Annotated in this window: 24 protein-coding genes; 15 read left to right on the plus strand and 9 right to left on the minus strand. The window is 72.3% G+C overall.

Annotation, left to right across the window (positions count from 1 at the left end):
• Window positions 1-31 precede the first annotated feature (31 nt).
• The 3 genes from fmt to ISP_RS14580 are packed head-to-tail and all read left to right on the plus strand — an operon-like array spanning window position 32 to window position 2,882.
• Entirely contained in the window at window positions 32-958 is a 927-nt protein-coding gene (gene fmt / locus ISP_RS14570) for a methionyl-tRNA formyltransferase (RefSeq protein ID WP_013224632.1), read from the plus strand.
• Complete coding sequence (locus ISP_RS14575; protein ID WP_013224633.1) at window positions 955-2,379, plus strand: RsmB/NOP family class I SAM-dependent RNA methyltransferase; 1,425 nt, start codon at window positions 955-957, stop codon at window positions 2,377-2,379. Before fmt ends, ISP_RS14575 begins: the two co-directional genes overlap by 4 nt.
• Window positions 2,376-2,882 carry a flavoprotein gene (locus tag ISP_RS14580; RefSeq protein WP_013224634.1) on the plus strand — a complete coding sequence of 169 codons (507 nt, stop codon included), beginning with the start codon at window positions 2,376-2,378 and terminating at the stop codon, window positions 2,880-2,882. The genes ISP_RS14575 and ISP_RS14580 overlap by 4 nt, the downstream gene beginning before the upstream one ends.
• A gap of 212 nt (window positions 2,883-3,094) precedes the next feature.
• On the opposite strand, the gene ISP_RS14585 is transcribed toward ISP_RS14580, so the two are convergent.
• From ISP_RS14585 to ISP_RS14600, 4 genes are all read right to left on the minus strand, one after another.
• Complete coding sequence (locus tag ISP_RS14585; RefSeq protein ID WP_230468782.1) at window positions 3,095-4,210, minus strand: serine hydrolase domain-containing protein; 1,116 nt, start codon at window positions 4,208-4,210, stop codon at window positions 3,095-3,097.
• Between the two features lie 102 nt (window positions 4,211-4,312).
• Window positions 4,313-5,707 carry an alkaline phosphatase gene (gene phoA, locus ISP_RS14590; RefSeq protein ID WP_013224636.1) on the minus strand — a complete coding sequence of 465 codons (1,395 nt, stop codon included), beginning with the start codon at window positions 5,705-5,707 and terminating at the stop codon, window positions 4,313-4,315.
• A 166-nt stretch (window positions 5,708-5,873) separates the two neighbouring features.
• On the minus strand, window positions 5,874-6,533 hold the full coding sequence (locus ISP_RS14595; protein ID WP_013224637.1) for a response regulator transcription factor: 660 nt from the start codon (window positions 6,531-6,533) through the stop codon (window positions 5,874-5,876).
• On the minus strand, window positions 6,530-7,729 hold the full coding sequence (locus ISP_RS14600; protein ID WP_013224638.1) for a sensor histidine kinase: 1,200 nt from the start codon (window positions 7,727-7,729) through the stop codon (window positions 6,530-6,532). Before ISP_RS14600 ends, ISP_RS14595 begins: the two co-directional genes overlap by 4 nt.
• 122 nt (window positions 7,730-7,851) lie before the next feature.
• On the opposite strand from ISP_RS14600, the gene rpe reads away from it, so the two are divergent.
• From rpe to ISP_RS14625, 5 genes are all read left to right on the plus strand, one after another.
• Window positions 7,852-8,523: a ribulose-phosphate 3-epimerase gene (gene rpe, locus ISP_RS14605; protein ID WP_013224639.1), complete on the plus strand. Its 672-nt coding sequence runs from the start codon at window positions 7,852-7,854 to the stop codon at window positions 8,521-8,523.
• A gap of 92 nt (window positions 8,524-8,615) precedes the next feature.
• Window positions 8,616-9,245: a riboflavin synthase gene (locus ISP_RS14610; protein WP_013224640.1), complete on the plus strand. Its 630-nt coding sequence runs from the start codon at window positions 8,616-8,618 to the stop codon at window positions 9,243-9,245.
• The gene (locus ISP_RS14615) at window positions 9,242-10,570 is read left to right on the plus strand and encodes a bifunctional 3,4-dihydroxy-2-butanone-4-phosphate synthase/GTP cyclohydrolase II (protein WP_013224641.1); all 1,329 of its coding nucleotides are present in this window, start codon (window positions 9,242-9,244) and stop codon (window positions 10,568-10,570) included. Before ISP_RS14610 ends, ISP_RS14615 begins: the two co-directional genes overlap by 4 nt.
• Window positions 10,567-11,073 (plus strand): 6,7-dimethyl-8-ribityllumazine synthase, encoded by a 507-nt coding sequence (ribH, locus tag ISP_RS14620; protein WP_013224642.1) that lies wholly within the window; start codon window positions 10,567-10,569, stop codon window positions 11,071-11,073. Before ISP_RS14615 ends, ribH begins: the two co-directional genes overlap by 4 nt.
• A complete protein-coding gene (locus ISP_RS14625; protein WP_013224643.1) occupies window positions 11,070-11,513 on the plus strand; it encodes a PH domain-containing protein in 444 nt (147 codons plus the stop codon). Before ribH ends, ISP_RS14625 begins: the two co-directional genes overlap by 4 nt.
• Before the next feature lie 6 nt (window positions 11,514-11,519).
• Here ISP_RS14625 and ISP_RS14630 read toward each other — a convergent pair whose 3' ends face one another.
• Together ISP_RS14630 and ISP_RS14635 are read right to left on the minus strand one after the other, a co-directional pair.
• A complete protein-coding gene (locus tag ISP_RS14630) occupies window positions 11,520-12,296 on the minus strand; it encodes an exodeoxyribonuclease III (RefSeq protein WP_013224644.1) in 777 nt (258 codons plus the stop codon).
• A 73-nt stretch (window positions 12,297-12,369) separates the two neighbouring features.
• Window positions 12,370-13,092: a S1 family peptidase gene (locus tag ISP_RS14635; protein ID WP_013224645.1), complete on the minus strand. Its 723-nt coding sequence runs from the start codon at window positions 13,090-13,092 to the stop codon at window positions 12,370-12,372.
• Window positions 13,093-13,283: 191 nt separating this feature from the next.
• Here ISP_RS14635 and uvrC point away from each other — a divergent pair, with 191 nt between their 5' ends.
• From uvrC to ISP_RS14660, 5 genes are all read left to right on the plus strand, one after another.
• Window positions 13,284-15,239, plus strand: coding sequence for an excinuclease ABC subunit UvrC (gene uvrC / locus ISP_RS14640; RefSeq protein ID WP_071831611.1), 1,956 nt, complete (start codon window positions 13,284-13,286; stop codon window positions 15,237-15,239).
• 42 nt (window positions 15,240-15,281) lie between these two features.
• Window positions 15,282-16,139 carry an RNase adapter RapZ gene (gene rapZ / locus ISP_RS14645; RefSeq protein WP_014466867.1) on the plus strand — a complete coding sequence of 286 codons (858 nt, stop codon included), beginning with the start codon at window positions 15,282-15,284 and terminating at the stop codon, window positions 16,137-16,139.
• Between the two features lies 1 nt (window position 16,140).
• Window positions 16,141-17,133 carry a gluconeogenesis factor YvcK family protein gene (locus ISP_RS14650; RefSeq protein WP_013224648.1) on the plus strand — a complete coding sequence of 331 codons (993 nt, stop codon included), beginning with the start codon at window positions 16,141-16,143 and terminating at the stop codon, window positions 17,131-17,133.
• The gene (whiA, locus tag ISP_RS14655; protein ID WP_013224649.1) at window positions 17,133-18,125 is read left to right on the plus strand and encodes a DNA-binding protein WhiA; all 993 of its coding nucleotides are present in this window, start codon (window positions 17,133-17,135) and stop codon (window positions 18,123-18,125) included. The genes ISP_RS14650 and whiA overlap by 1 nt, the downstream gene beginning before the upstream one ends.
• Window positions 18,126-18,284: 159 nt before the next feature.
• Window positions 18,285-19,289, plus strand: a complete 1,005-nt coding sequence (locus ISP_RS14660) for a glucosyl-3-phosphoglycerate synthase (protein ID WP_013224650.1) — start codon at window positions 18,285-18,287, stop codon at window positions 19,287-19,289.
• Between the two features lie 3 nt (window positions 19,290-19,292).
• Here the strand turns inward: ISP_RS14660 and ISP_RS14665 are convergent, their stop codons facing one another.
• Entirely contained in the window at window positions 19,293-20,153 is an 861-nt protein-coding gene (locus ISP_RS14665; protein WP_013224651.1) for a sterol desaturase family protein, read from the minus strand.
• Window positions 20,154-20,223: 70 nt separating this feature from the next.
• On the opposite strand from ISP_RS14665, the gene ISP_RS14670 reads away from it, so the two are divergent.
• Window positions 20,224-20,832 carry a TetR/AcrR family transcriptional regulator gene (locus ISP_RS14670; RefSeq protein ID WP_230468783.1) on the plus strand — a complete coding sequence of 203 codons (609 nt, stop codon included), beginning with the start codon at window positions 20,224-20,226 and terminating at the stop codon, window positions 20,830-20,832.
• Window positions 20,833-20,859: 27 nt separating this feature from the next.
• On the opposite strand, the gene ISP_RS14675 is transcribed toward ISP_RS14670, so the two are convergent.
• Window positions 20,860-21,978 carry a hypothetical protein gene (locus ISP_RS14675; RefSeq protein WP_230468784.1) on the minus strand — a complete coding sequence of 373 codons (1,119 nt, stop codon included), beginning with the start codon at window positions 21,976-21,978 and terminating at the stop codon, window positions 20,860-20,862.
• 163 nt (window positions 21,979-22,141) lie between these two features.
• Between ISP_RS14675 and ISP_RS14680 the strand changes: the two genes are divergently transcribed.
• Complete coding sequence (locus ISP_RS14680) at window positions 22,142-22,510, plus strand: hypothetical protein (RefSeq protein ID WP_013224654.1); 369 nt, start codon at window positions 22,142-22,144, stop codon at window positions 22,508-22,510.
• A 66-nt stretch (window positions 22,511-22,576) separates the two neighbouring features.
• Here the strand turns inward: ISP_RS14680 and ISP_RS14685 are convergent, their stop codons facing one another.
• Window positions 22,577-25,210: a PQQ-dependent sugar dehydrogenase gene (locus ISP_RS14685; RefSeq protein WP_013224655.1), complete on the minus strand. Its 2,634-nt coding sequence runs from the start codon at window positions 25,208-25,210 to the stop codon at window positions 22,577-22,579.
• Window positions 25,211-25,233 lie beyond the last annotated feature (23 nt).

Below are 25,233 nucleotides of genomic sequence, written 5' to 3' on the forward strand. Positions count from 1 at the left end.
CTGAAACCCTGCTTCCGCCGGGGGTGGGCCGATGAAGCTCGTCTTCGCCGGCACTCCCGACCCGGCGGTCCCCGCCCTGCGCGCCCTGCTCGATTCCGGGCGGCACGAGATCGTCGCCGTCGTCACGCGGCCCGATGCGCAGGCCGGACGCGGCCGGCGGGTCGTGCGGTCGCCCGTCGGCGCGCTCGCCGATGCACACGGCATCGAAGTCCTGACGCCCGCGCGCGCCGGTGATCCGGCGTTCCTCGCGCGGCTGACCGAGCTTGCGCCGGACGCCTGCCCGGTCGTCGCCTACGGGGCGCTGCTGCCGCAGGCCGCCCTCGACATCCCGCGGCTGGGCTGGGTGAACCTGCACTTCTCGCTGCTGCCCGCGTGGCGCGGGGCCGCGCCCGTGCAGGCCGCGATCCGCGCCGGGGACGAGATCACCGGCGCCTCGACCTTCCGGATCGTCAAGGAACTGGACGCCGGCCCGGTCTTCGGCGTCGTCACCGAGGCGATCGGGGCCACCGACACCGCCGGCGCCCTGCTCGGGCGGCTCGCGGAGTCCGGGGCGAAGCTGCTGCTGTCCACCATGGACGGTCTGGCCGACGGCAGTCTCGTCGCGCGGGAGCAGCCCGCCGAAGGCGTCAGCTACGCGCCGAAGGTGACCGTCGAGGACGCGCGGGTGTCCTTCGCCGACCCGGCGCCGGCGGTCGACCGGCAGATCAGGTCGGTCACGCCGGAGCCCGGCGCGTGGGCGGAGTTCCGCGGGGAACGGTTCAAGCTGGGCCCGGTCACGGTGCTCGACGAACCCGGCCCGCCGCCGGGCGAGATCGTGGTCGAACGCAAACGGGTGCTGGTCGGGACGGCGACGAAGCCGTTGCGGCTCGGCGAAGTCCAGGCACCCGGCAAGAAACGGATGGCGGCCACCGACTGGGCGCGCGGAACAAGGATCGACCAGGGAGAGCGCCTCCGGTGAACGACCACAGGGAACGACGACCGTCACGGCCGCAGCGGGGCCGGCCGGCCCCGCGCAAGGAAGGTCCGCGCCGCCCGCCGGAGGTCGATCCGGCCCGGCAGGCCGCGTTCGACGTCCTCGCGGCCGTCCGGACGAAGGACGCCTACGCCAACCTCGTCCTGCCCGACCTGCTGCGGGAGCGGCGGATCACCGGCCGGGACGCGGCGCTGGCCACCGAACTGACGTACGGCACCTCGCGCGCACAGGGCCTGCTCGACGCGATCATCGAGTCCTGCGCCGAGCGCCCGCTCAAGCAGACCGACCCGGCGGTGCTCGACGCGCTGCGCCTCGGCGTCTACCAGCTGCTGCGCACGCGCATCCCCGAGCACGCCGCCGTGACGTCCACTGTGGACCTCGTGCGCGCGGAAGCCGGTTCGTGGGCCACGGGTTTCGCGAACGCCATCCTGCGCAAGGTGTCCGAAAAGGACGAAACGACCTGGCTCGACGAACTGGCGCCGGACGAGGCGGCCGATCCGATCGGGGCCTACGCGCTGCGCACCGCGCACCCGCGCTGGATCGCGCGGTCGTTCGCCGAAGCGCTGGGTGACAAGGGCGCCGGCCTCAAGGCCGCGCTGGAAGCCGACGACGCGCGCCCCGAAGTGCACCTCGTCGCGCGGCCCGGCGAGATCAGTGCCGACGAGCTCGCGGCGATCACCGGCGGCGACCCGGCGCCCTACTCGCCCTACGGCGTGCGGCTGCCCGCCGGCGCCGGCGACCCGGCCGACGCCGAACCGGTCCGCGAGCGGCTGGCCGCGGTGCAGGACGAGGGCAGCCAGCTCTGCGCCATCGCCGCGACGAAGGTGCCGCTCGAAGGCTCCGACGAGCGCTGGCTCGACCTCTGCGCCGGTCCCGGCGGCAAGGCGGCGCTGCTCGGCGCGCTGGCCGCGATGAGCGGGGCGGCCGTCGACGCCGTGGAGAAGGCGCCGCACCGCGCGAAGCTCGTCGAGAAGGCCACGACCGGCCTGCCGGTGAAGGTGCACGTCGGCGACGGCCGCGAAAGCGGCCTGGAACCGGGCTACGACCGGATCCTCGTCGACGCGCCGTGCAGCGGGCTCGGCGCGCTGCGGCGGCGGCCGGAGGCGCGCTGGCGCCGTCAGCCGTCCGACGTGGCGGACCTGACGAAGCTGCAGGGCGAGCTGATCACCGCGGCCTACGACCTGCTGCGGCCGGGCGGCGCGCTCACGTACGTCGTCTGCTCGCCGCACCTGGCCGAGACCGAAGGCGTCTTCGCGGAGACGGCGCGGCGGCTGAAGGCCGAGGTCGTGGACGCGCGCGAGTTCTTCCCCGGCGTCCCGGAGCTCGGGGACGGGCCGTACGTCCAGCTGTGGCCGCACCGCCACGGCACGGACGCGATGTTCTGCGCCGTGCTGCGCAAACCGTGAGGAACCTCGGGCTGGTCGCCAGCTCGTGCGGCGGGCTGGACGTCCGGTTCGCCGCCGAGCTGGCCCGCCCGGCGGCCGGACGCGGCTGGCGCCCGGCGATCACGCTGACCCCGGCCGCGCACCGCTGGCTGGAGTCGACCGGAGGCCTCGCCGACGTCGCCGCCTGCACGGACCTGCCGGTCCGCAGCGTTTCCCGGCTGCCCGGCGAGCCGCGGCCGCACCCGGACCCCGCGGTGTTCCTCTTCGCGCCGGCGTCGGCGAATTCGGTGGCCAAGCTGGCGCTGGGCATCGCGGACAACCAGGCCCTGACGGTGCTCGGCGACGTGCTGGGCGCGCCGGGGGTCACGATGGTGGTGGCGTACCAGATCCAGGACACCCGCGCGCACCACCCGGCGTGGCAGCGTCACCTCGACACACTGGCCGGTGCCGGGGTGACGCTGCACCGCCTCGACGTCGGGCGGCCGTGGACCGAGGTTTTGGATCTGCTGCCTTCAGCTCGGTGAGGCCGCGCTTGGGCGGTGGTTGCTGAGCGGTGCCCGCCGGGTCCGCACCGCGGCGGGTGCTGGGCACCACCTACCGCACTGCGCGGCGCCCGTGCCGCGGTGGCGGTGAGCCGGAGCGGCCCACCGCGATCACGCCGCCCGAACACCGGCCCGCGGGGGCGCCCCCCGTCTTCCACGCTACCGGTGACCACCGACAGTTTCGGGCCGCCGACCTACGAACACACCGCCGCATCCACAGCCGCCAGCAGGTGCCCGCTCGTGTCGGCCGGCGTCGGATTCTCGTTCAGCACCACCGATGCCCGGCGGCCGTCCGGGCCCACTCCGGCGAAGTTCGTGAAGCCGATGATGCCCCCTTCGTGTCCCCACACCACTCCGCACGACACCGGGACGCTGCCCAGCCCGAGGCCGTAACCGGCGCCCGGGATGCCGAGGTCGGCGGGCACCGTCCGGCGCATCTCCGCCAGCTCGGCCGGGCGCAGCAGCCGGCCGCCCAGGAGCGCGCCGTAGAAGCGGTCGAGGTCGGCCGGGGTCGAGACCAAGCCGCCCGCCGCTCCGGCGATCGTGGCGTCGAAGTCGCTGAAGTCCACCAGCTTGCCGCCGAACGGGAGGTAGCCGATCGCGTGCGGGGCGGGCAGCTTCTCGTCGCCGCGGCGGGGGAGGTACGTGTCGCGCAGGCCGAGCGGCCCGGTGATCCGGTGGGCGATTTCGTCCGCCGTCGCGTGCCCGGTGACCTGCTCCACGAGCATCCCGGCCACGATGTAGTTCGTGTTCGAGTACGACCAGCTCGTGCCGGGCGGGAACAGCGCCGGGTGCTTCAGCGCCATCGCCACCAGCTCGGCCGGCTCCGCGCCGCGGTGCCGCAACGCTTCCGGGTTCGTCAGGTCGAGGTCGTCGGTGTAGTTGTAGAGCCCGCTCGTGTGCTGCAGCACCTGCCGGACGGTGATCCGCCGGTCGGGCAGGAGCCCCGGCAGGTACCGCGAAACCGGCGCGTCCAGCCGCACCCGGCCCTCCGCGACCAGCTGCAGCACGACCGTCGCCACGAACGTCTTGGTGACGCTGCCCGCGCGGAACGAACCGTTGCGCGGGAACGGCTTCCCGGTGGCGACGTCGCCCGTGCCGCTGCGGGTGACCTGGGTCCGCCTGCCGTCCTGGACGACCGTCACCGCCCCCGGTACGCCGTCCTGGGCGGTCAGCACGTCCAGGCTCGCCTGGACCGGGCTCGCCACCGCCGGCGCCGCCGTGGTGGCGGCCAGTGCCGGCGCCGCCGTGGTGGCGGCGAGCAGCACGACGAGCGTGCCGGCGGAGACGGCCCGCAATGACTTCCGCATGAGAAAACCCCCTGGTGTCTCGGTGTTCCCCACGCTAGGGGGACCGGACACCAGGGGGTATCGGGGAGACCACCGGAAAAACCCGGGGGCCTGCCCCACCACTCAGCGCAGCTTCAGGGCGCGCTTCAGGGTGCCGAACAGGTCGGTCTGGTTGGTCAGGCCGACGATGTTGGCCGCCTGCGGGCCGAGGCCCGCGATGCGCACCTGCGTGCCCGTGTGCGACTGCGAGCCGCCCGCTTCCGCGGTGCCGTAGGCCAGCGTCATGTTGGCGCCCTCGTTGGTGATCAGGGTCGCGGTCAGGCCCGGCGTGACGGTGGGCTCGACGATCTGGCTGCTGTGGCCGTGGTCGGCGGTCACCAGCACCAGGGTGTCGGGGTGGCTGCGGGCGAACGCCGTGCCCGCCGCGATCGCCGCGTCGAAGTCGATCGTCTCGCCGATCTGGCCGCACGGGTCGGCCGCGTGGTCCTGCTTGTCGATGCTCGCGCCCTCGACCTGCAGGAAGAAGCCCTTGTCGCTGCGGCGGTCGTCGAGCAGCTCCAGCGCCTTGCGGGTCTGGTCCGCCAGCTTCGGCTGGGTGGCGGGCACCTTCGCGTTCGGCGTGCAGCGGGACGGCGCGGTGCCGCCGTGCACGGCCGCCGGGCCGCTCCAGTTCACCGGCATGTTGCCGTCGGCGAACAGGCCGAGGACCGGCTTGCCCTTCTTCGCCGCCGCCAGGTCCGCCGCGGTGTTGACGACGTTGTAGCCGGCCGCCTTGGCCTGGTCCAGCACGGTCTTGCCCTTGAACTGGCCCGCCGTCACCTGCTGGTTGAAGTACTTGGCGCCGCCGCCCAGCAGGACGTCGGGGCGGGTCTGCACCAGCTGCTCGGCGATCGAGCCGAGGCCGCCGTTCTCCTTGGCGTTCTTCGCGCACTTGGCGGTCGTCTCGACCGGGCCCTTGCAGTCGCGGTTGACGACGTGCGAGCCGAGCACGGCCGGGGTCGCGTCCTGGACCTCGGCGGTGGTGACGTCGCCGGTGCGCAGGCCGTTGCGCTTGGCGATCTCGAGGATCGTCGGGACGTCATTGCCGTAGGCGTCGACCGAGATCGCGCCGTTGTAGGTCTTGGTGCCGGTGGCCCAGCCGGTGCCGGACGCGGCGGAGTCGGTCACGTAGTTCGGCTTGGCCGGGTTGTTCTGCTCGACCGCGTAGGTCGTGTAGTCACCGGTCAACGGCAGCTCGTCCATGGCGAGCCGGCCCGCGGCGCCACGCTCGTAGTTGCGCGCGGCGGTGATCTCCGACTGGCCCATGCCGTCGCCGAGGAACAGGATGACGTTGCGGGCGTGGCCGCCCTGAATCGCGGCACGGACGTCGGCGGTGCGGTCACCGGTGCCGGCCGACGAGCGCGCGTCGGCGTTGTCGGAGCCGTTGGTGGCCAGGGCGACGGGGGCGGCGGCGACCAGCGCGGCGCCGAGCGCGCCCGCGACCAGCCACCGGCGGCGGCCGGTGAACAGCGAAGCCATGTTTCTCCTCATTCGCGAACTTCGGGGACTTCGGGGGCTTACGGCCCGGATTTCGGACACGGGTTATTAGTCCTCCCGCATGTGTGCCCCGGAGGGACTGAAGGTGACCTGAGGGTGGCCGCTGGCCGAACTCCTGACTTCATGTGGGTGACCGGGAGCACGTCGGTTATTGACCGGCGAGGTGGCCCGGCTTGACGACCCCGGCTTCGTACGCGATCACCACGGCCTGGCTGCGGTTGCCGGCCCCGAGCTTGGTGAAGATGTGGCCCACGTGGGTCTTCACCGTCTCCAGGCTGACCACCAACGCCGCCGCGATGTCCTGATTGGACAGACCGGTGGCGATGAGCCGGAGCACCTCGGCTTCGCGGCGGGTGAGCGTCTTCGCCGCCCGCGTGTGCTTCCCGCCCGCGGCCCGGCCGATCACCAGCCGCCGGATCGCCTCCGGGAAGAGCAGAGACTCGCCGGCGGCCACCGTCCGCACGGCGTGCGCGATCTCCTCCTTGCGCGCCCGCTTCAGCAGGAACCCGCTGGCCCCGGCCAGCAGCGCCTCGTGCACGTAGTCGTCGTTGTCGAACGTCGTGACGACCAGGATCTTCGGCGGATCCGCGAGCGCGGCGAGCACCTGCCGGGTGGCTTCGATGCCGTCCACGCCGGGCATCCGCACGTCCATCAGCACGACGTCCGGCCGGGTCCGCCGCACGGCGGCCAGCACTTCGCCGCCGTCGGCCGCCTCGCCGACCACCGGCACGCCCTGCTGTTCCAGCAACGCGCGCAGCCCGGTGCGGACCAGCGGCTCGTCGTCGGCGAGCAGCACCGTCGGCGTCACGCGGCCGCCCGCAGCGGGATGGTCGCGCTCAGCCGCCACTGCCCGCCGTCCGGACCGGCGTCGAGCTCGCCGCGCAGGGCTTCGACGCGCTCGGCGAGTCCGGCCAGGCCGCGCCGCCCGGTGCGCGGCCCGTCGCCGGGCAGCGCGTTGACGACCGCGATGCCGAGGCGGTCCGGCCCGGCCTCGACCCGGACGTCGACCGTGCCCGGGCCGGCGTGGCGCAGCGCGTTGGTCAGCCCCTCCTGGACGATCCGGTAGCCCTCCCGCGACACCGCGGCGGGCAGCGCCGCGACCGGCCCGGTGACGGCCAGGCGGACGTCGAGCCCGGCTTCGCGAGCGCGCACGGCCAGGACGTCCACTTCGGCCAGGGTGCGCGTCGGCTCCTTCGTGGCCGGCTCCTCGCGGAGCAGCCCCAGGACGTGGTCGAGGTCCTCGAGGGCGCTTCGAGACGCTTCTTCGATCGTGCCGAGTGCCCGCCGCACCTGGGCCGGGTCCGCCTCGACCAGCTCGGCCGCGGCCGCCGCCTGGATGGTCGACGTCGTCAGCGTGTGCCCGATGGAGTCGTGCAGCTCGCGGGCCAGGCGGTTGCGCTGGGCGAGCACGGCCGACCGGCGTTCGGCCAGCGCCGTGCGTTCGGTGGTGGACGGGCCCAGCAGCGCGGTCGCGCCGGCCTGGAAGGCGCGGGTGGCGGCCGCCGTGACCAGGAGGGCGAGCACGAGCATGACCAGGGCGACCGGCAGCATCCACGGCCCGGCGACGGCCTTCGCGCCGAAGAACGTGAACTCGGCCTGGTCGCCGTTCAGCCACATCGCGGGGGAGAGGACGCCGAGCGCCAGGACGGCATCGACGACGAGCAGGAGGCCGCCGAGTCCGCTGTGCAGGACGAGCCATGCCCCGGACCGCAGCCGGTCCGGCCAGGCGGGCCGTGCCCGGCCCGGGGCCGGCAGGTCGGTGCCGAGCAGGCCGTTCGCGACGGCGACGCCGAACCGCCGCACCGGTCCCGTCAGCCCGAGCAGCCCCAGGAGCGCCGCGAGAGCCAGCACGGCCAGCAGCGCCCGGGACCGGCCCTCACCGGTGAGCAGGGCCCACGGCACGGCGAACGGAGCCACCGGGACGGCCAGGACCGCGCCGAGCACGGCGTAGGGGATGCTGCGGTAGCCACCGGGGCGCAGCAGGGATCTCGCGAAACCGGACATGCGGCCGACAGTAGGGTGCGCGCGGGTCCCGTAACCTCCCTCTCCGGAGCCAGATCCTGGTCACAACCGGTTAGCGAGCGTTAGCAGCGGCCTCCTACACTCGGGATGTGGCAGACCGACCTTTGATCGCACCCAGCATCCTCGCGGCGGACTTCGCCCGGCTCGGCGAGGAGATCGCCGCCGTCGCCGCCGGCGGGGAGACCCGCGCCGACTGGGTCCACGTCGACGTCATGGACGCGCACTTCGTGCCCAACCTGACCCTCGGCCTGCCCGTGGCCAAGGCCCTGATCGACAGCACCGACCTGCCGATCGACTGCCACCTGATGATCGACGACCCGGACCGCTGGGCGATCGGGTACGCCGAGGCCGGCGCCTACAACGTCACCGTGCACGCCGAGGCCGCGAAGGACCCGGTGGCGCTGGCGAAGAACCTGCGGGCCGCGGGCGCGAAGGCCGGCCTCTCCCTCAAGCCGGGCACCGCGCTCGAGCCGTGGCTCGACGCGCTCAAGCACTACGACACGCTGCTGGTCATGTCGGTCGAGCCGGGCTTCGGCGGGCAGTCGTTCATCGCCGATGTCCTGGAGAAGGTCCGCACCGCGCGGCGGCTGGTCGACACCGGGCACCTGAAGCTGATCGTCGAGATCGACGGCGGGATCAACGCCGACACCATCGAGCAGGCCGCCGAGGCGGGCGTCGACTGCTTCGTCGCCGGATCCGCCGTCTACGGCGCCGCCGACCCGGGCAAGGCCGTCGCCGCGCTGCGCGAACAGGCGGCCCGCGGCCGGGCCGGCTGAACCGCGCAGCGGCACCGGAGAAGCCACCGGGCCGCGGCGGGTGTTGGATGGAAGGACCGGCTCTCAGACCGGCTCACAAGGAGGCAGCGCACGTGTTCACCGGCATAGTCGAGGAGATCGGCGAAGTCACCGCGGTCGAGCAGCTGACCAACGCGGCCCGGCTGCGCGTCCGCGGCCCGCTGGTCACCGGCGACGCCGGGCACGGCGACTCGATCGCGGTCAGCGGGGTCTGCCTGACCGTGGTCGAGGTGACGGGCGGCGAGTTCACCGTCGACGTCGTCCACGAGACGCTGCAGCGCTCGAGCCTGGCCAAGGTCGCGGTCGGCGACCGGGTCAACCTCGAACGTGCCACCCCGGCCGGCGGCCGGCTCGGCGGGCACATCATGCAGGGCCACGTGGACGGGACCGGGGTGTTCCTCGGCCGCGACGAGAACGGCGTGACGACGTTCGCGATGCCGGCGCACCTGTCCCGGTACGTGGTCGAGAAGGGCTCGATCGCGGTCGACGGCGTCTCGCTGACGGTCGCGGCGATCAGCGCCGACCAGTTCGCGGTGGCCCTGATCCCGACCACCCTCGAGGCGACCACGCTCGGCGCCCGGGAAGCGGGCGACCTGGTCAACCTCGAGGTCGACGTGGTCGCGAAGTACGTGGAAAAGCTGGCCGAGGCCCATATCCGCGACCAGGTGCACAATCGGGACGGCGGCACGGAGGAGCGGTCATGAGCGAGACGAGTGCGGTGGAGCCCGAGGCGGGCTGGACCCCGTGCGGCAGCGGAGCGGTGTTCGACGCCGACGCCATCGAGCGGGCGATCTCGGACATCGCGGCGGGCCGCCCGGTCGTCGTGGTCGACGACGAGGACCGCGAGAACGAGGGTGACCTGATCTTCGCCGCCGAGAAGGCGACGCCGGAGCTGCTGGCCTTCATGGTCCGCTACACCTCGGGGTACGTCTGCGTGGCGCTGACCGAGTCCGAAGCGGACCGGCTGGACCTGCCCCCGATGTACCACACGAACCAGGACGCGCGCGGGACCGCGTACAGCGTCACGGTCGACGCCGCCGAAGGCATCAGCACCGGCATCTCCGCCGCCGACCGCGCGCACACGATCCGGCTGCTGGCCGACCCGGCGTCCACGGCGAAGGACTTCCGCCGCCCCGGCCACGTCGTGCCGCTGCGGGCCAAGGAAGGCGGCGTGCTGCGCCGGCCGGGGCACACCGAGGCGTCGGTCGACCTGGCCCGGATGGCCGGCCTCGCGCCCGCCGGCGTGCTCTGCGAGATCGTGTCCCAGAAGGACGAAGGCGACATGGCGCGCCGCGACGAGCTCGAGGTGTTCGCCGCCGACCACGACCTGGCGATCATCACCATCGCCGACCTGATCGCCTACCGCCGCCGCACCGAGAAGCAGGTCGAGCGGGTCGCGGAAGCCCGGATCCCGCTGGCCGCGGGCACGTTCCGGGCGGTCGGCTACGACTCCCTGCTGGACGGCATCGAGCACGTCGCGTTCGTCTACGGCGAGATCGGCGACGGCCAGGACATCCTGGTCCGCGTGCACTCCGAGTGCCTCACCGGTGACGTCTTCGGCTCGCTGCGCTGCGACTGCGGCCCGCAGCTGGAGGCGGCCCTGGAAGCGGTGGCCGCCGAAGGCCGCGGCGTCGTGCTCTACATCCGCGGCCACGAGGGCCGCGGCATCGGCCTGCTGCACAAGCTGCAGGCCTACCAGCTGCAGGACGACGGCGCGGACACCGTCGACGCGAACCTCGCGCTCGGCGTCCCGGCCGACGCCCGCGACTACGGCACCGGCGCACAGATCCTCTGCGACCTCGGCGTCCGCACCATGCGGCTGCTGTCGAACAACCCGGCCAAGCGGATCGGCCTGGAGGGCTACGGCCTGCGCGTGACCGGGCGGGTGCCGCTGCCGATTTCGCCGAACCCGGAGAACCTGCGCTACCTGCGGACCAAGCGCGACCGGATGGGCCACGACCTGGCCCAGCTGGAGCACTACGACCAGGTCGGCGCGGCCCCCGAGCACGTCGACGGAGGAACCCTGTGAGCGGCGACGGCCGTCCCGACGTCAAGCTGGACCTCTCCGACTGCAAGTCGCTGAAGCTCGGCATCGTCGCCACCCGCTGGAACGCGGACATCACCGACGTCCTGCTGGAGCGGGCGCTGGCCGCGGCGCGCGAAGCCGAGCTCGAGGAGGAGCCGACGGTCGTCCACGTCGCCGGCGCCGTCGAGCTCCCGGTGGTGGCCCAGGCACTCGCCCGCAACCACGACGCGGTGGTCGCGCTCGGCGTGGTCATCCGCGGCGGCACCCCGCACTTCGAGTACGTGTGCGACGCGGTGACGGCGGGCCTGACCCGGGTGGCGCTCGACGAGAGCACCCCGGTGGGCAACGGCGTCCTGACCTGCGAGACGCACGAGCAGGCCGTCGACCGGTCGGGCCGTCCGGGCGCGAAGGAGGACAAGGGCTACGAGGCGACGGTGGCGGCCCTGGACTCCGCGCACGTGCTGCGGAGCCTGCGCCAGCCGTGGACCGAGCGGGGTTTCGTGTGACCGTGAAGACTCTCCTGGTGATCCGCCCCCGGCGCGCGATGATCATGTGCAGCGTGCTGGCGGTGGCGCTGCTGGCGGTGTTCGTGGTGGTGGCGGTCCTACTGCGCAACGGCGACACGGGGGTCCGCTTCCAGCGCTCCGACCAGGCGGCGATGGTGGGCATCGGCATCCTGCTGGCGTGCGGTGTGATGCTGTTCGCGATCGCGCGGGTGCGGGCGGACGCGGACGGCATCGAGGTGCGGAACGTGCTGGTCACCCGCCGCTTCGCGTGGAGCGAGGTGCTTTCGGTGAGTTTCCCGGATGGTGCGTCGTGGGCCCGGCTGGAGCTGCCGGACGACGAGTACCACGCGGTGATGGCGGTGCAGGCCGTCGACCGGGACCGCGCGGTGGAAGCGGTCCGCGCGCTGCGGAAGCTGCACCGCGCGGCGACGGGCGGCTGACGGGCGTCAGAGGTCCAGGTCCACCACGATCGGCGCGTGGTCCGAAGGGCCCTTCCCCTTCCGCGCATTGCGGTCCACATAGGAATCCGTGACGGCGGAAGTGAAAGCCTCGTTCCCGTACACCAGGTCGATCCGCATGCCCTTGTTGTTCGGGAAGTTCCCCGCCCGGTAGTCCCAGTACGTGAACGGGTGGTCGTACTTCAGCGGCCTCGGGAAGACGTCCGACAGGCCGAGGTCCCGCAGCCGGGCCAGGGCTTCGCGCTCCGGCTTCGTCACGTGGGTCGACTCCGCGAACACCGCGATGTCCCAGACATCCGCGTCCGTCGGCGCCACGTTGAAGTCGCCCAGCACCGCGAACGGCCCGTCGGAAACCTCCGAAGCCACCAGCGAATGCAGCGACGAAAGCCACTCCAGCTTGTACGCGTAGTGCGGGTTGTCCGGCTCACGCCCGTTGGGCACGTACACCGACCACACCCGTACGCCGCCGCACGTGGCCCCGATCGCGCGGGCCTCCGAAGCGCCGTCGAACTGCGGCTCGCCCGGCAGTCCGCGCACGACGTCCGACACGCCCACCCGCGACACGATGCCGACGCCGTTCCAGCGCCCCAGCCCGTACGCCGCGACCTCGTAGCCGAGCGCCTCGATCTCGGCCGCCGGGAACGCCTCCGTCGTGTTCTTCAGCTCCTGCAGGCACAGCACGTCCGGCGCCGTCTCCTCCAGGAAACCCAGCACGCGCGGCAGGCGGGGGACGATGGAGTTCACGTTCCAGGTGGCGATCCGCATGCCGCGAGCATCCCACACGCCACCGACGAGAACGGGGCGGCGCAGGGGACCGCGCCGCCCCGGGGAAGCACCCTCAGACGCCCGCGGTCGTCCGGATCCAGGACCGGCTCGCCGCCACGCTCGCGTAGTTGTTCGTGCCGCGTGTGTTCGACCCGCTCTGGTTCTGGACCGTCGACGCGACGCCGACCTGGACGCCGTTCGCGACCTCCGGACCGCCCGAGTCGCCCTTCCACGCCGAGCCGTTGACGCCGACGCTCTGGATCGCGCGACCGCCGTAGGCGTCCGTGGAGCGGCCGGTCACCTGGACGTTCGCCGTCTTCAGCGACGTCGCCGGCGGGCCGGTCGGGGTGGTGCGGCCCCAGCCGTAGATCTGGTTGCTGCTGCCGGTGGCCGGGTCGGAGCCGCCCAGCGAGATCGGCGCGGTGCTCGTCGCCGACGCCAGGTGCAGCAGCGCGATGTCGCCGTTCGGGGACTGGTACTCGTTGTCGACGGCGATCTTCGTGCCCGAAAGCAGCGTGTTGCTGCCGACCCGGACGTACATCCCCGAGCCGTCCTGGTCGAGGCAGTGCACCGCGGTCATGACCCAGCGCGACGCGATGACCGTGCCCGAGCAGTTGAAGCCCTGGTAGTCGCGCCCGGGCGTGTTGACGTACACCTGGGCGCCCCAGGAGACGGTGGGCGCGGTGCCGCCGCCGACGATGTTCGGCTGGACGCCCGCGGTGGCGACCGCGCCGCCGGCCAGGGTGAGCGCGACGGCGGCCGCGGAGGCGGCACCGAGGAGACGGAGAGGGGTCACGGTGGTGATCCTTTCGACAGGGGGACCGGGTCGGGCCGTCGGAAAGTAACCACCGCGTCACAGGTCCGGACACCGACGAAGGTCGGAACCGGGCGAAGACCCGACTTCCGGCGGATCGGACACGGGCCCCCGGAAGCACCGCCGGACGGGGGCGTGCGGAAACTGTCGGTGTCGCCAAATAGGCTGGGGGTGTGGCTGACCCGACCACCTACCGTCCCTCGCCGGGGAGCATCCCGGATGCCCCTGGCGTGTACAAATTCCGCGACGCGACCAAGCGGGTCATCTACGTCGGCAAGGCGAAAAGCCTCCGGAGCCGGCTGAACTCCTACTTCGCCGACCTCTCCGGCCTGCACCCGCGCACGCGGCAGATGGTCACCACGGCCGCGAGCGTCGAGTGGACCGTCGTCGCCACCGAGGTCGAGGCGCTCCAGCTGGAGTACAACTGGATCAAGGAGTTCGACCCGCGGTTCAACGTCCGCTACCGCGACGACAAGAGCTACCCGGTGCTCGCGGTGACGCTGAACGAGGAGTTCCCGCGCCTGCACGTCTACCGCGGCGCGCGCAAGAAGGGCGTCCGCTACTTCGGCCCGTACGCGCACGCGTGGGCCATCCGGGAGACGCTCGACCTGCTGCTGCGCGTCTTCCCGGCCCGCACCTGCTCGGCCGGGGTGTTCCGGCGCCACGGCCAGATCGGCCGGCCCTGCCTGCTCGGCTACATCGACAAGTGCTCCGCGCCGTGCGTGGGCCGTGTCTCCGCCGACGAGCACCGCGACATCGTGGAGGACTTCTGCGACTTCCTGGCCGGCAAGACCGACGTCATGATCAAGCGCCTCGAAACCGAGATGGCCGCGGCGTCCGAGGAGCTGGAGTTCGAGCGCGCCGCCCGGCTGCGCGACGACCTCGGCGCGCTGCGCCGCGCCATGGAGAAGCAGGCCGTGGTGCTCGGCGACGGCACGGACGCCGACGTCGTGGCGTTCGCCCACGACGACCTCGAGGCCGCGGTTCAGGTCTTCCACGTGCGCGGCGGCCGGGTCCGCGGCCAGCGCGGCTGGGTGATCGACAAGGCCGAGGAGATGGACGTCCCGGCGCTGGTCGACCACTTCCTCACCCAGTTCTACGGCGACGAGGCCGAGCTGGACGCCCGCGACGACGTCGACGCGGGGCCGGTCGTCCCGCGCGAGGTGCTGGTCCCGGAGCTGCCCGCGGACGCCGAGGCGGTCGCGGAGTGGCTCACCGGGCTGCGCGGCTCGCGGGTCCAGCTGCGGGTGCCCCAGCGCGGCGACAAGAAGGCGCTGGCCGAGACCGTGCAGCGCAACGCGGGGGAGGCGTTCACCCAGCACAAGCTGCGCCGCGCCGGCGACCTCACGGCCCGCTCGGCGGCGCTGACCGAACTGCAGGAGTTCCTCGCCCTCGACACCGCGCCGCTGCGCATCGAGTGCATCGACATCAGTCACATCCAGGGCAGTGACGTCGTCGCGTCGCTCGTCGTGTTCGAGGACGGGCTGGCGCGCAAGTCCGAGTACCGGCGCTTCGCGCTGCGGGAGGCGGCCACGGAGGGTGACGTCGCCTCGATCGCCGAGGTCGTCCGGCGCCGGTTCTACCGCTACCTCAAGGAAACCGCCGAGGAGTCGAGCACGCCCGGCCTCGACCCGGAGACCGGCCGGCCGAAGAAGTTCGCCTACCCGCCGAACCTGCTGGTCGTCGACGGCGCGGGCCCGCAGGCCACCGCGGCCGCCGACGTGCTGGCCGAGCTCGGCATCACCGACATCTCGGTGATCGGGCTGGCCAAGCGGCTCGAAGAGGTCTGGCTGCCTGCCGACCCCGACCCGGTGATCCTGCCCCGGACGTCGGAGGGGCTGTACCTGCTGCAGCGGCTGCGTGACGAAGCCCACCGCTTCGCCATCGCCTATCACCGCGAGAAGCGGTCCAAGCGGCTGGTGACGTCCGAATTGGACAGTGTGCCCGGGCTGGGGCAGGCTCGCCGCACGGCGCTCATCAAGCACTTCGGCTCGGTGAAGAAGCTCAAGCAGGCCAGGATCGAAGAGATCGAGGCGGTGCCCGGCTTCGGCAGGCGCACCGCGGAAGCCGTGGTCGCCGCGCTGGCCGGGGAGTCCGGCGCCGGCCACGGCACAGAAGCAGGGGAGTAGGGAAACACAGTGAGTGCGCAAGAGGAGATCCGCGGCTCCGGCATGGAGGTCGCGGTCGTGTCCGGGTTGTCGGGGGCGGGCCGCAGCACGGCGGCCAAGTGCCTGGAGGACCTGGGCTGGTTCGTCGTCGACAACCTGCCGCCGGAGCTGATCGCCACCATGGTCGAGCTGGGCGCGCAGGCGCGCGGCGCGATCACGAAGGTGGCGGTGGTGATGGACGTGCGCTCGCGCGCGTTCACCGACGACCTGGCCTCGGTGATCAAGGACCTCGACGCCCGGGGCTACAAGCCGCGGGTGCTGTTCCTGGAGGCGACCGACGCGGTGCTGGTGCGGCGGTTCGAGGCCGTCCGCCGGGGCCACCCGATGCAGGGTGACGGCCGGCTCGCGGACGGCATCACGGCGGAGCGGACGCTGCTGGAGCCGCTGCGCGAGGAGGCCGACCTGGTGCTCGACACGTCGTCGCTGTCGGTGCACGACCTGCGCGCCAAGATCGAGGACGCGTTCGGCTCCGAGGCGAGCACCCAGACCCGGGTCACCGTGCTGTCCTTCGGCTACAAGTACGGCCTGCCGATGGACGCCGACCTGGTGATGGACGTCCGGTTCCTGCCCAACCCGTTCTGGATCCCGGAGCTGCGCGAGCACACCGGGCTCGACGGCGAGGTCCGCAACTACGTCCTCTCGCAGGAGGGCGCCGAGGAGTTCCTGGACCGCTACCACCAGCTGCTGCGGCTGATCGGCGCCGGCTACAAGCGCGAGGGCAAGCGGTACCTGACGCTCGCCGTCGGCTGCACCGGCGGCAAGCACCGCAGCGTGGCACTGTCCGTCGAGCTCGCCGAGCGTCTGTCCAAAGAGGACGGGATGGCCGTGAAGGTGGTGCACCGCGACCTTGGTCGGGAATAACGTGCGCGCGGTCGCCCTCGGCGGCGGCCACGGACTGCACGCCACCCTGTCCGCGGTGCGGCGGGTGACCCCCGACGTCACCGCGGTCGTGACGGTGGCCGACGACGGCGGATCGTCCGGCCGGCTGCGGCGCGAACTCGGGCTGCTGCCGCCGGGCGACCTGCGGCAGGCGTTCGCCGCCTTCGCCGCGGAAGACGGCGGCACGCTGTGGGCCGAGGTCTTCCAGCACCGCTTCGGCGGTGACGGCGCACTGGCCGGGCACGCGGTGGGGAACCTGCTGCTGGCCGGGCTGTTCGAGGTGCTCGGCGATCCGGTCGCCGCGCTCGACGAGGCCTGCCGGCTGATGGGCGTCTCGGGCCGCGTGCTGCCGATGTCGCCGGAGCCGCTGGAGATCGAGGGGCAGGTCAGCGGCCTCGACAGTGAAGACCCGGCCGCGGTGCGCACCATCCGCGGCCAGGTCGCGGTGGCTTCCACGCCGGGGCAGGTGCAGCGCGTCAGCCTGCATTCGCCGGGCCGGTCGGGGCGGCCGCCGCAGGCGTGCGCGGAGGCCGTCGACGCCGTGCTCGCCGCCGACGTCGTGTTCCTCGGGCCGGGCTCGTGGTTCACGAGTGTGCTGCCGCACCTGCTCGTGCCGGGACTGCACGACGCACTCGTGCACACGGCCGCGACGAAGGTGCTCGTGCTCAACCTTGTCCCCCAGCCGGGGGAAACCGCGGGATTCTCTCCGGAGCGTCATCTCGACGTACTCTTCGAGCACGCGCCCGATCTGCGGGTCGACGCGGTGATCGCGGACCGCGATTCCGTCCCCGACCCGGCGAATCTCCGCCGCGCGGCGGAACGGCTGGGCGGCCGGGCGCACCTGGGGGCGGTCGCCGACCCCGGAGTGCCGGGACGGCATGATCCTGATGCGCTCGCGCGGACGATGCGGGAGGCTCTCGGTCTCGGCAGGGACGGGGAGCACGGGGGAGGAGCGAAAGGCAGGGAGGGGCAGTAATGGCGATGACCGCCGCGGTGAAGGACGAGCTGAGCCGGCTGGAGATCACGAAGATCGGGCCGCGCCGGGCGGAGGTCGCGTCGCTGCTTCGCTTCGCCGGCGGGCTGCACATCGTGGCCGGCCGGGTGGTCGTCGAGGCGGAGCTGGACACGGGCTCGGTCGCGCGACGGCTGCGCAAGGAGATCCACGAGCTGTACGGCCACCATTCGGACGTCCACGTGATCACCGCCAGCGGCGGGCTGCGCAAGGGCACCCGGTACGTCGTGCGCGTGGTGAAGGACGGCGAGGGCCTGGCCCGGCAGACCGGGCTGATCGACCAGCGCGGCCGCCCGGTGCGCGGGCTGCCCGCGGCCGTGGTGTCCGGGGGAGTGGCCGACGCGGAAGCGGCGTGGCGGGGCGCGTTCCTCGCCCACGGGTCGCTGACCGAACCGGGCCGCTCGTCGTCGCTCGAGGTGACCTGCCCGGGCCCGGAAGCGGCGCTGGCCCTGGTCGGCGCGGCGCGCCGGATGGGCATCCAGGCGAAGTCCCGCGAGGTCCGGGGAGCCGACCGCGTGGTGGTCCGCGACGGCGACGCGATCGGCGCGCTGCTGACCCGCCTGGGCGCGCACACGAGCGTCCTGCAGTGGGAAGAGCGGCGGATGCGCCGCGAGGTCCGCGCGACGGCCAACCGCCTGGCCAACTTCGACGACGCGAACCTGCGGCGATCGGCCCGCGCGGCGGTGGCGGCGGCGGCCCGGGTGGAGCGGGCGCTGGAGATCCTCGGCGAGACGGCCCCGGATCACCTGCTGGCGGCGGGCCGGCTCCGGCTGTCCAACCGGCAGGCGTCCCTGGAGGAACTGGGCCAGCTGTCGGAGCCGCAGATGACGAAGGACGCGGTGGCGGGCCGGATCCGGCGGCTGCTGGCGATGGCGGACAAGCGGGCCAAAGACCTCAACATCCCGGACACCGAGTCGGCGGTCACGCCCGAGATGCTCGAGGAAGAAGAGGCCTGACCAGCTCCCACGGCCGGCGGTCGTCCGTCCGCGGTGCCGCCGGAGGTTAACGGGATCGGTGCCGTCCGGGCCATCTCGTAACACCCCGGTAGCACTCCGAAGAAGCCGAGGAAACGCGCAGCCCCCAGCCTCGGAGACGACCGAGGGAAGGGGAAGATCATGCGCAACACACACCTGCAGGTGACGCCCGCGGTCGGCACCTGGCTCGCCCGGCGCAGCAGCAAGGCCGAGGACTGGACCACCGAAGAACTCGTCGCGGCCAAGCGCGGCACCACGGTCTCGGTCGTCATCCCGGCGCGCAACGAGGAAGCGACCGTCGGCGCGATCGTCGCCGCCATCCGCGAAGAACTGCAGGAACACCACGCACTCGTCGACGAGATCCTCGTCGTCGACAGCCACTCCACCGACGCCACCGCCGAGGTCGCGGCGGCCGCGGGGGCGGACGTCGTCGCGCAGGACGCCGTCTTCCCCGCCCTCGAAGGCCTGGCCGGCAAGGGCGAGGCGCTGTGGAAGGGCGTCGCGGCGACGACCGGCGACCTCGTCGTCTTCGTCGACGGCGACCTCCACGACTTCACCACGAGCTACGTCACCGGCCTGCTCGGCCCGCTGCTCACCGATCCGTCGGTGGCCTACGTCAAGGGCTTCTACCACCGGCCGCTCGGCGACCAGGCCGACGGCGGCGGCCGCGTCACCGAGCTCGTCGCACGGCCGCTGCTCAACATGTTCTGGCCGGAACTGTCGGGGTTCGTGCAGCCACTGGCCGGCGAGTACGCGGGCCGCCGGGAAGTGCTGGAGAGCATCCCGTTCGTCGTCAACTACGGCGTCGAGATCGGGCACCTGATCGACCTCACCGAGCTGCGCGGTCTCGACGCACTGGCCCAGGTCGACCTCGGCCACCGCGTCCACCGGCACCAGAGCACCCAGGCGCTGGGGCGGATGGCCGGGCAGATCATGCTGACGCTGTTCGACCGCCTGGAGCGCTACGACCGGCTGGTCACGGCGGTCCCGCCGGCGACGCTGCTCGCCCAGTTCCAGCGGGGCACGTCGGCCGACGGCGTCGAGCGCGAACTGGTGCTGACCGACCTGACCTCGCCGCAGCGCCCGCCGCTGGACAGCCTGCCGGCGTCGATCCGGCCGGAGAACGCCCTGCAGGAAACGGCGTAGGTCTCACGCGGGCACGTGTTCGGGCTGCCAGCCGGGCGGCCCGAACACGTAACCCGCGCGCTCCCGCCACGTCCGGGCCGTGCGGAGGTCGCGCAGGATCGAGCCGTACTCGTGGAAGCCCACCTTGAGCAGGTGGTACGTCTCGATGTTCTTCGTCAGCCCGTACGTCGGCCGCCGGCCTTCGGGGACGAAGCTGCCGAACAGCCGGTCCCAGACGATGAGGATGCCGCCGTAGTTCGCATCGAGGTATTCGGGGTCGCTGCCGTGGTGGACGCGGTGGTGGGACGGGGTGTTGAAGACGTACTCGAACCAGCGCGGCAGCTTGCCGACCTTCTCGGTGTGCACGAAGAACTGGTAGACGAGGTCGATCGACAGCCCGGTCAGGATCATCCACGGCGGGATGCCGCACAGCGCCAGCACCGACCAGAACGGCAGCTGGAAGTACGGGGTCCACTTCTGCCGCAGCGCGGTCGAGAAGTTGTAGTGCTCGCTGGAGTGGTGCACCTGGTGCCCGGCCCAGAGCAGCCGCACGCGGTGGCTGGCCCGGTGGTAGGCGTAGAACACGAGTTCCTGGCCGAGCAGCATGAGCACCCACGCCCACCAGTCGCGCGGATCCAGCTTGACCGGCGCCAGCTCGAACAGCGCCGCGAACACGACCAGCATCACCAGCCGGAACAGGGCGTTGACGCCGACGGCGACCGTGCCCATCAGCATGCTCGTCCGGGTGTCGGCGACGCTGTAGCCGACGATGCCGTCGTCGTGGCCGAGCACGTGCACCGCGACGATTTCGATGGTGACGAACAGCAGGAACACCGGAATCGCGAACAGCACGGGGTCGCGCAGGTGTGCCAGGAACTCGGCCACGTCGCCTCCTCGGATCTGACCATACGGTAACTTACCCTTGGGTCACTTTACGCACGGTAGGCTTTTCGGTGTGACGGAGTCAAGGGCGGTCGGGACCAAGGGGATGCCCCGCGAAGAGCGCGAGGCCCAGCTCGTGGTGGCCGGCACCGAAGAGTTCGGCCGGGCGGGGTACGCGGGCGCGTCGATGGTCGAGATCGCGCGCCGGGTCGGGGTCACGAAGCCGTTGCTGTACCAGTACTTCGGCTCGAAGGACGGGCTGTACCTGGCCTGCCTGCACCGCGCGGGTGGCCGCCTCACCGACGGCGTGGCGACGACCATGGCGGCCGGCGGCCGGCCCGACCAGATGCCGCTGAAGGTGCTTGCGGCGATCTTCACGACGTTCGACCACGACCGGTACGCGTGGCGCCTCCTGCGCGACGCGACGGTGCCGTCGACGGGCGACATCGCCGCGGCGGCCGCGGACTACCGCCGCCGGCTCGACGCGTTCGCCGTGCTCGGCGCCACGCAGCTGCTGACCTCCCGCGGCCTGGCCGACCCGGCGGACATCGAGGCCGTGGCGCAGGTGTGGACCGGCGTGGTCGACTCGCTGATCAGCTGGTGGATCGACCGGCCCGAGGAAGACGCCGACGCGATGACGACCCGCTGCGCCCGCATCATGGGCGGCCTGTTCGGCTGGTGAGGTCCGCGGCCTGGAGCGCCGGTCGGGTCAGTCGCTCCCGGTCAGCTCGGCCAAGGCCGCACGCACCTCCGCCAAGAACCGCGGCCGGTCGTCGCCGTACGTGTGGCCCGCCGCCGACAGCGCCTGCCCCAACGCCTCCAGCTCGTCTTCGCGCACCGCCGCGAAGATCGCCGGGAAGGCCATGGCCTGCTGCAACGCGTTGTCGTGCCGTCCGTCCGGCGTGCGCACGAGCGTGTGCGGGACGTCCGGATCCGCCAGGAGGCGATCCCACGCCGTGGTCCAGTCGTCGAACGGCGGGGGCAGCGGAATCCCCTTGTCGAGCGCGCGCAGTCCCTCGGCGATCCAGCCGACGCCGTCGAGCCGGGCCCGCTCGAACGCGAGGTGGGCCACCCGCCGGGCGAGCGCGCGGCAGAGCTCCGGCCCCGCGGCGACCGCCGCCCCCACCAGGTCGCGGTCGAGCTTGGCGAACTCCCGCAGCGAACCTGGCGGCAGATCGAGGACCGGCGACGCCGGGAGCACACCACCCCACTCGCGAAGCAGCTGCTCGTGCCGGGCCTTCGCGCGGGCCTCTTCCTCGGCCCGGCACCGCGCCTCCCACCGGGCGGCAAGCTCCTCGTCGGTCGGCGGCGGGGGCAGGTCGCGGGCGAAACCGTGCCAGTACGCCGCGATCGCGCTCGTTTCACGGACGATGACGTCGGGGGCGGGCGGCGCGGGCCAGAACTGCAGCAGGTAGCTGTCCAGCCGGGGCTCGCCGTCGAGGCGGGTGTCGCGCTCGCGGCCCGCGTCGATCGCCGTGCCGCTGTAGCGGACGCGGTAGTCGCCGGGCGTCAGCTCGAGGTCCCACCAGGCGGAGCCGCCCCAGGTGACCAGCACGGTCCGGCCCTCGGCGTGGAAAGAGGCCTCGACGACGTCTTCCGCGCCGCTGTCCGGCGGCTCGCTCTCGTGCACTTCGGCGGTGAAGCCGACGTTGCCGGTGTGCAGCCCGGTGATGAGGAACAGGTGCCCGGGATCGGCGGCGCCGCACAGCCCGTTGCGCTGCCCGGCGAAGCACGCCGCCAGGTCACCCTCGAACGGCTCCGCCTCGTCGTCGTGGACGTAGATCTGTCCATAGTGGACGTGAACGTCGCCGTGGACCACGGTTCGCATGCCCGTCAGCATGGCAGAGACCACCGACAGTTTCGGTTTGCCGCTTTTGCCCGCTTCTGTCGACACGGAGAGTGCCCTTCGCGAATTCGTTGCTCGAATGGCGTAGCGAAATCACCCCGGTTCGCGATTAATCTGGGAAGCCGTCCCGTCGAGAGGTTGCCCCATGCCCGAACCAGCCGCATCCATCCCGGCCGATCCCCGGCTCGCCGCGCGGTTCACCGAGGACCTGCTCGACGGCTGCCGGGTGCTGGCCAAGGATTACGGCTACCGGCCCGCCCAGTTCGAACGCATGGTGCGCGAGCACGGCGGTGTCGAAGCGGCCCGGCTGCTGCTGCGCGGGGCCGGCACCGCGGGCGGGTTCACCGTGCTCTGGGAGAAGAACCAGCTCGGCCGCAGCTCCGAGGCGGTCATGCTCCGCGAGGAGTACGCCGAGCTGTTCACCCCCGACGAGCTCCTGCTGGCCCGCCGCCGGCTGGAGGAACACGGCTTCGACGTCGACGCCCACCTGCGCCGGATTTCCGAGCCGGGCTGAGCGGACCCCGATGGCCAAGGGCGGCAGGGGTGACCGGCGCCGCTCCGGTCACCCCTGCCGCGGCTTCTAGGCGGCGGCGCTGGACTTGCCGCGCAGCACCACGTTCGCCGTCGACGCGCCCTTGATCGCCGTTTCGATCTGGGCCATCGTCGAGGACGACGTCAGGCCGGGGACCGTGGCGGTGTTCAGGGCGTAGAGCGTGAACGTGTACGGGTGGCTCGAACCGCCCGGGCAGGGGCCGAAGAACTTCTGCGCGTTCGCCCCGCTGCCCATCGCCTTCTGTTTCGCGCCACCCTGGTTCGGCACGGTGTACCCCGCGCCGAGGCCTTCCGGCAGCGACTTCGTGGCCGCCGGGACGTCCCAGATCGCCCAGTGCAGCTTGTTGCCGCTGTTGGCGACGTCGGCGAACACGATGGCGTAACCCTTCGCGCCGTCGGCGGCACCCCACGCGAGCGGCGGCGACGGGTCCTGGCCCGCCGTGCCGTCGCCGGCGCAGGTGTACTTGTCCGGGATGGTGGCGTTGTCGGCGAAGGCGGAGCTGGTCAACTTGAAGCCGCCGGGCGTGCTGCCGCCCGGGAACTTCAGCCGCACGATCACGTTGTCCAGCACCGACGGCGTGCCGCCGTTCTTGTCGTTGTTCGTCGAGGTCAGCCAGAGCCCGCCGTCCGGGGTCTTCGTGACCGAGCGCAGCCGGCCCCAGCGCCCGGAGAACAGCGTCGACACCGTGCCGACGCCGGTGCCCGCGGCGTTGATCTGCGTGGCGAACAGCTGCTCACCGGTCACGCCGGCGATGTAGATCCAGTCGTTGACGATCTCCACCCCGCTCGGCCCGGCCTGCGACGTCGGCCAGGTCTTCTTCGGGGCGATGTAGCCGCTGCAGCTGCCCTGCGTGCCTTCGCAGCTGGGCCAGCCGAAGTTGCCGCCCTTCTGGATCAGGTTGAGCTCGTCCTGGCTGCTCTCGCCGAACTCCGCCGCCCACAGCTGGCCGCGGGAGTCCCAGGCCAGGCCCTGCGGGTTGCGGTGGCCGTAGCTCCAGACGTACCGGGCGTTGCCGCCGGTGGCGTAGAACGGGTTGTCGCTCGGCGCCGAGCCATCGGGGTTGAGCCGCAGGATCTTCCCGTTGAGCGAGCTCTTGTTCTGCGCGTTGTCGCTGTTCTTGGCGTCGCCGACGGTGGCGTACAGCTTGCCGTCGGGACCGAACTTGATCCGGCCGCCGTTGTGGTAGCGGTTCTTCGCGATCCCGGTCAGCACCGGCGTCGACGTCGACGACAGCGTGCTGCCGTCGTAGGTCATCTTCACGATCCGGTTGTCGCCGGAAGCGGTGTGGTACAGGTAGATCGCGTGGTCGGACGCCCAGTTCGGCGAGATGGCCAGGCCGAGGAGGCCGCCTTCGCCGTTGGTGCCGACCGCGCCCGGCACCTTGCCCAGCGTGGTCTTCTGGCCGGACGGCGTCACCAGCAGGACCTCGAACCGGTCCCGCTCGGTCACCAGCGCGTTGCCGTTCGGGAGGAAGTCCACGGCCCAGCCGAGGTCGACCTTCGCGATGTCCTTGTCGTACTCCGGGATGCCCCCGGCGCCGCCCGGAGCGCTGGTCTTCGCCGTGACGGCGTTGCTGGCGGCCGAGGTGTTGCCGTCGGGGTCACGGGCCTTGACCGTGAAGGTGTAGGACGTGTTCGGGTCGAGGTCCGTGATGGTCGTGCTCAGTGACGTCGTCGTCGCCACCTTGGTGCTGCCCTGGTAGACGTCGTAGCCCGAGATGGTGCCGCTGTCGTCCGTGGAAGCGTTCCACGCCAGGGAGACGCTGTTCGCGGTGACGCCGGTGGAGCGCAGGTTGCCCGGCACGCTGGGCGGGGTGGTGTCGTTGCTCGGCGGCGTGGTGAAGGTGACCACGTTGCTCTGCTGCGACGGGTTGCCGGCGGCGTCGTACGCGCCGACGGAGATGTCGTAGGCCGTGTTCGGCGTCAGGTTGTCGACGGTCGCGCTCGTGGTGTTCCCGTCGACGGTCTTGAGGACGTTGCCGCCGCGGTTGATCTCGTAGCGGACGACGCCGACGTTGTCGGTCGCGGCGGTCCAGGTGAAGGTCGCGGCCGTCGCCAGGATGTTGCTCGCCTTCAGGTTCGTCGGCGGCGTCGGCGGCTCGGGGTCGACCGGCGCGGTGAAGGTGTCGGTGAGCTTGTCGGCGTTCGGGCCGCCGTTGGCGGTGGTCGCGGTGGTCCGGACCTTGTTGACGCCCGCGGTGAGCTGCACGGTCGCGGTGACGGTCTTCCAGGTCGTCCACGCGCCGGTGGCGGGGAAGTCGACGGTGCCCTTGTCGCCGCCGTCGACGGTCAGCTTGACCGGCCGGTTGTCGGCGGTTCCGTTGGCGTAGCGGAAGGTCAGCGTGTGCGTGCCCGCCTGGGCCGCGTTCACGGAGTATTCGACGTAGCTGCCGGTGACGTTGTCGAAGTTGACGAACCCGGTGCCTGAGTACCCGGCGTGGTTCGATTCGACCACGCCCTGGACGACGGTGGCGTTCTCGGACTCGTAGTCGGTGTCCGCTGCCGCTTTCGGGGGGCCCAGGGGGGCTTGCCCCCCGGCCGGGGTCTGGGGCTCGGCCCCAGAAGTCACTGCGAAAGCGTTTACCGGGGTGAGCGCGGTGAGGCCGAGCGCCGCGACCGCGGTACCGGCCAGTACCGCGCGCCACGGTGGACGGGGTGCCACTGGGAGCCTCCTGCGTTGTCGGG

Source organism: Amycolatopsis mediterranei (assembly GCF_026017845.1).
Lineage (GTDB): Bacteria > Actinomycetota > Actinomycetes > Mycobacteriales > Pseudonocardiaceae > Amycolatopsis > Amycolatopsis mediterranei.

Bases quoted from the DNA above. Each gene is read 5' to 3' on its own strand.
- fmt (WP_013224632.1), top strand. From the start codon at position 32: ATGAAGCTCGTCTTCGCCGGCACTCCCGACCCGGCGGTCCCCGCCCTG.
- ISP_RS14585 (WP_230468782.1), bottom strand. From the start codon at position 4,210: ATGCGGAAGTCATTGCGGGCCGTCTCCGCCGGCACGCTCGTCGTGCTG.
- phoA (WP_013224636.1), bottom strand. From the start codon at position 5,707: ATGGCTTCGCTGTTCACCGGCCGCCGCCGGTGGCTGGTCGCGGGCGCG.
- ISP_RS14600 (WP_013224638.1), bottom strand. From the start codon at position 7,729: ATGTCCGGTTTCGCGAGATCCCTGCTGCGCCCCGGTGGCTACCGCAGC.
- ISP_RS14615 (WP_013224641.1), top strand. From the start codon at position 9,242: ATGAGCGAGACGAGTGCGGTGGAGCCCGAGGCGGGCTGGACCCCGTGC.
- ISP_RS14630 (WP_013224644.1), bottom strand. From the start codon at position 12,296: ATGCGGATCGCCACCTGGAACGTGAACTCCATCGTCCCCCGCCTGCCG.
- rapZ (WP_014466867.1), top strand. From the start codon at position 15,282: ATGGAGGTCGCGGTCGTGTCCGGGTTGTCGGGGGCGGGCCGCAGCACG.
- whiA (WP_013224649.1), top strand. From the start codon at position 17,133: ATGGCGATGACCGCCGCGGTGAAGGACGAGCTGAGCCGGCTGGAGATC.
- ISP_RS14660 (WP_013224650.1), top strand. From the start codon at position 18,285: ATGCGCAACACACACCTGCAGGTGACGCCCGCGGTCGGCACCTGGCTC.
- ISP_RS14675 (WP_230468784.1), bottom strand. From the start codon at position 21,978: ATGCGAACCGTGGTCCACGGCGACGTTCACGTCCACTATGGACAGATC.
- ISP_RS14680 (WP_013224654.1), top strand. From the start codon at position 22,142: ATGCCCGAACCAGCCGCATCCATCCCGGCCGATCCCCGGCTCGCCGCG.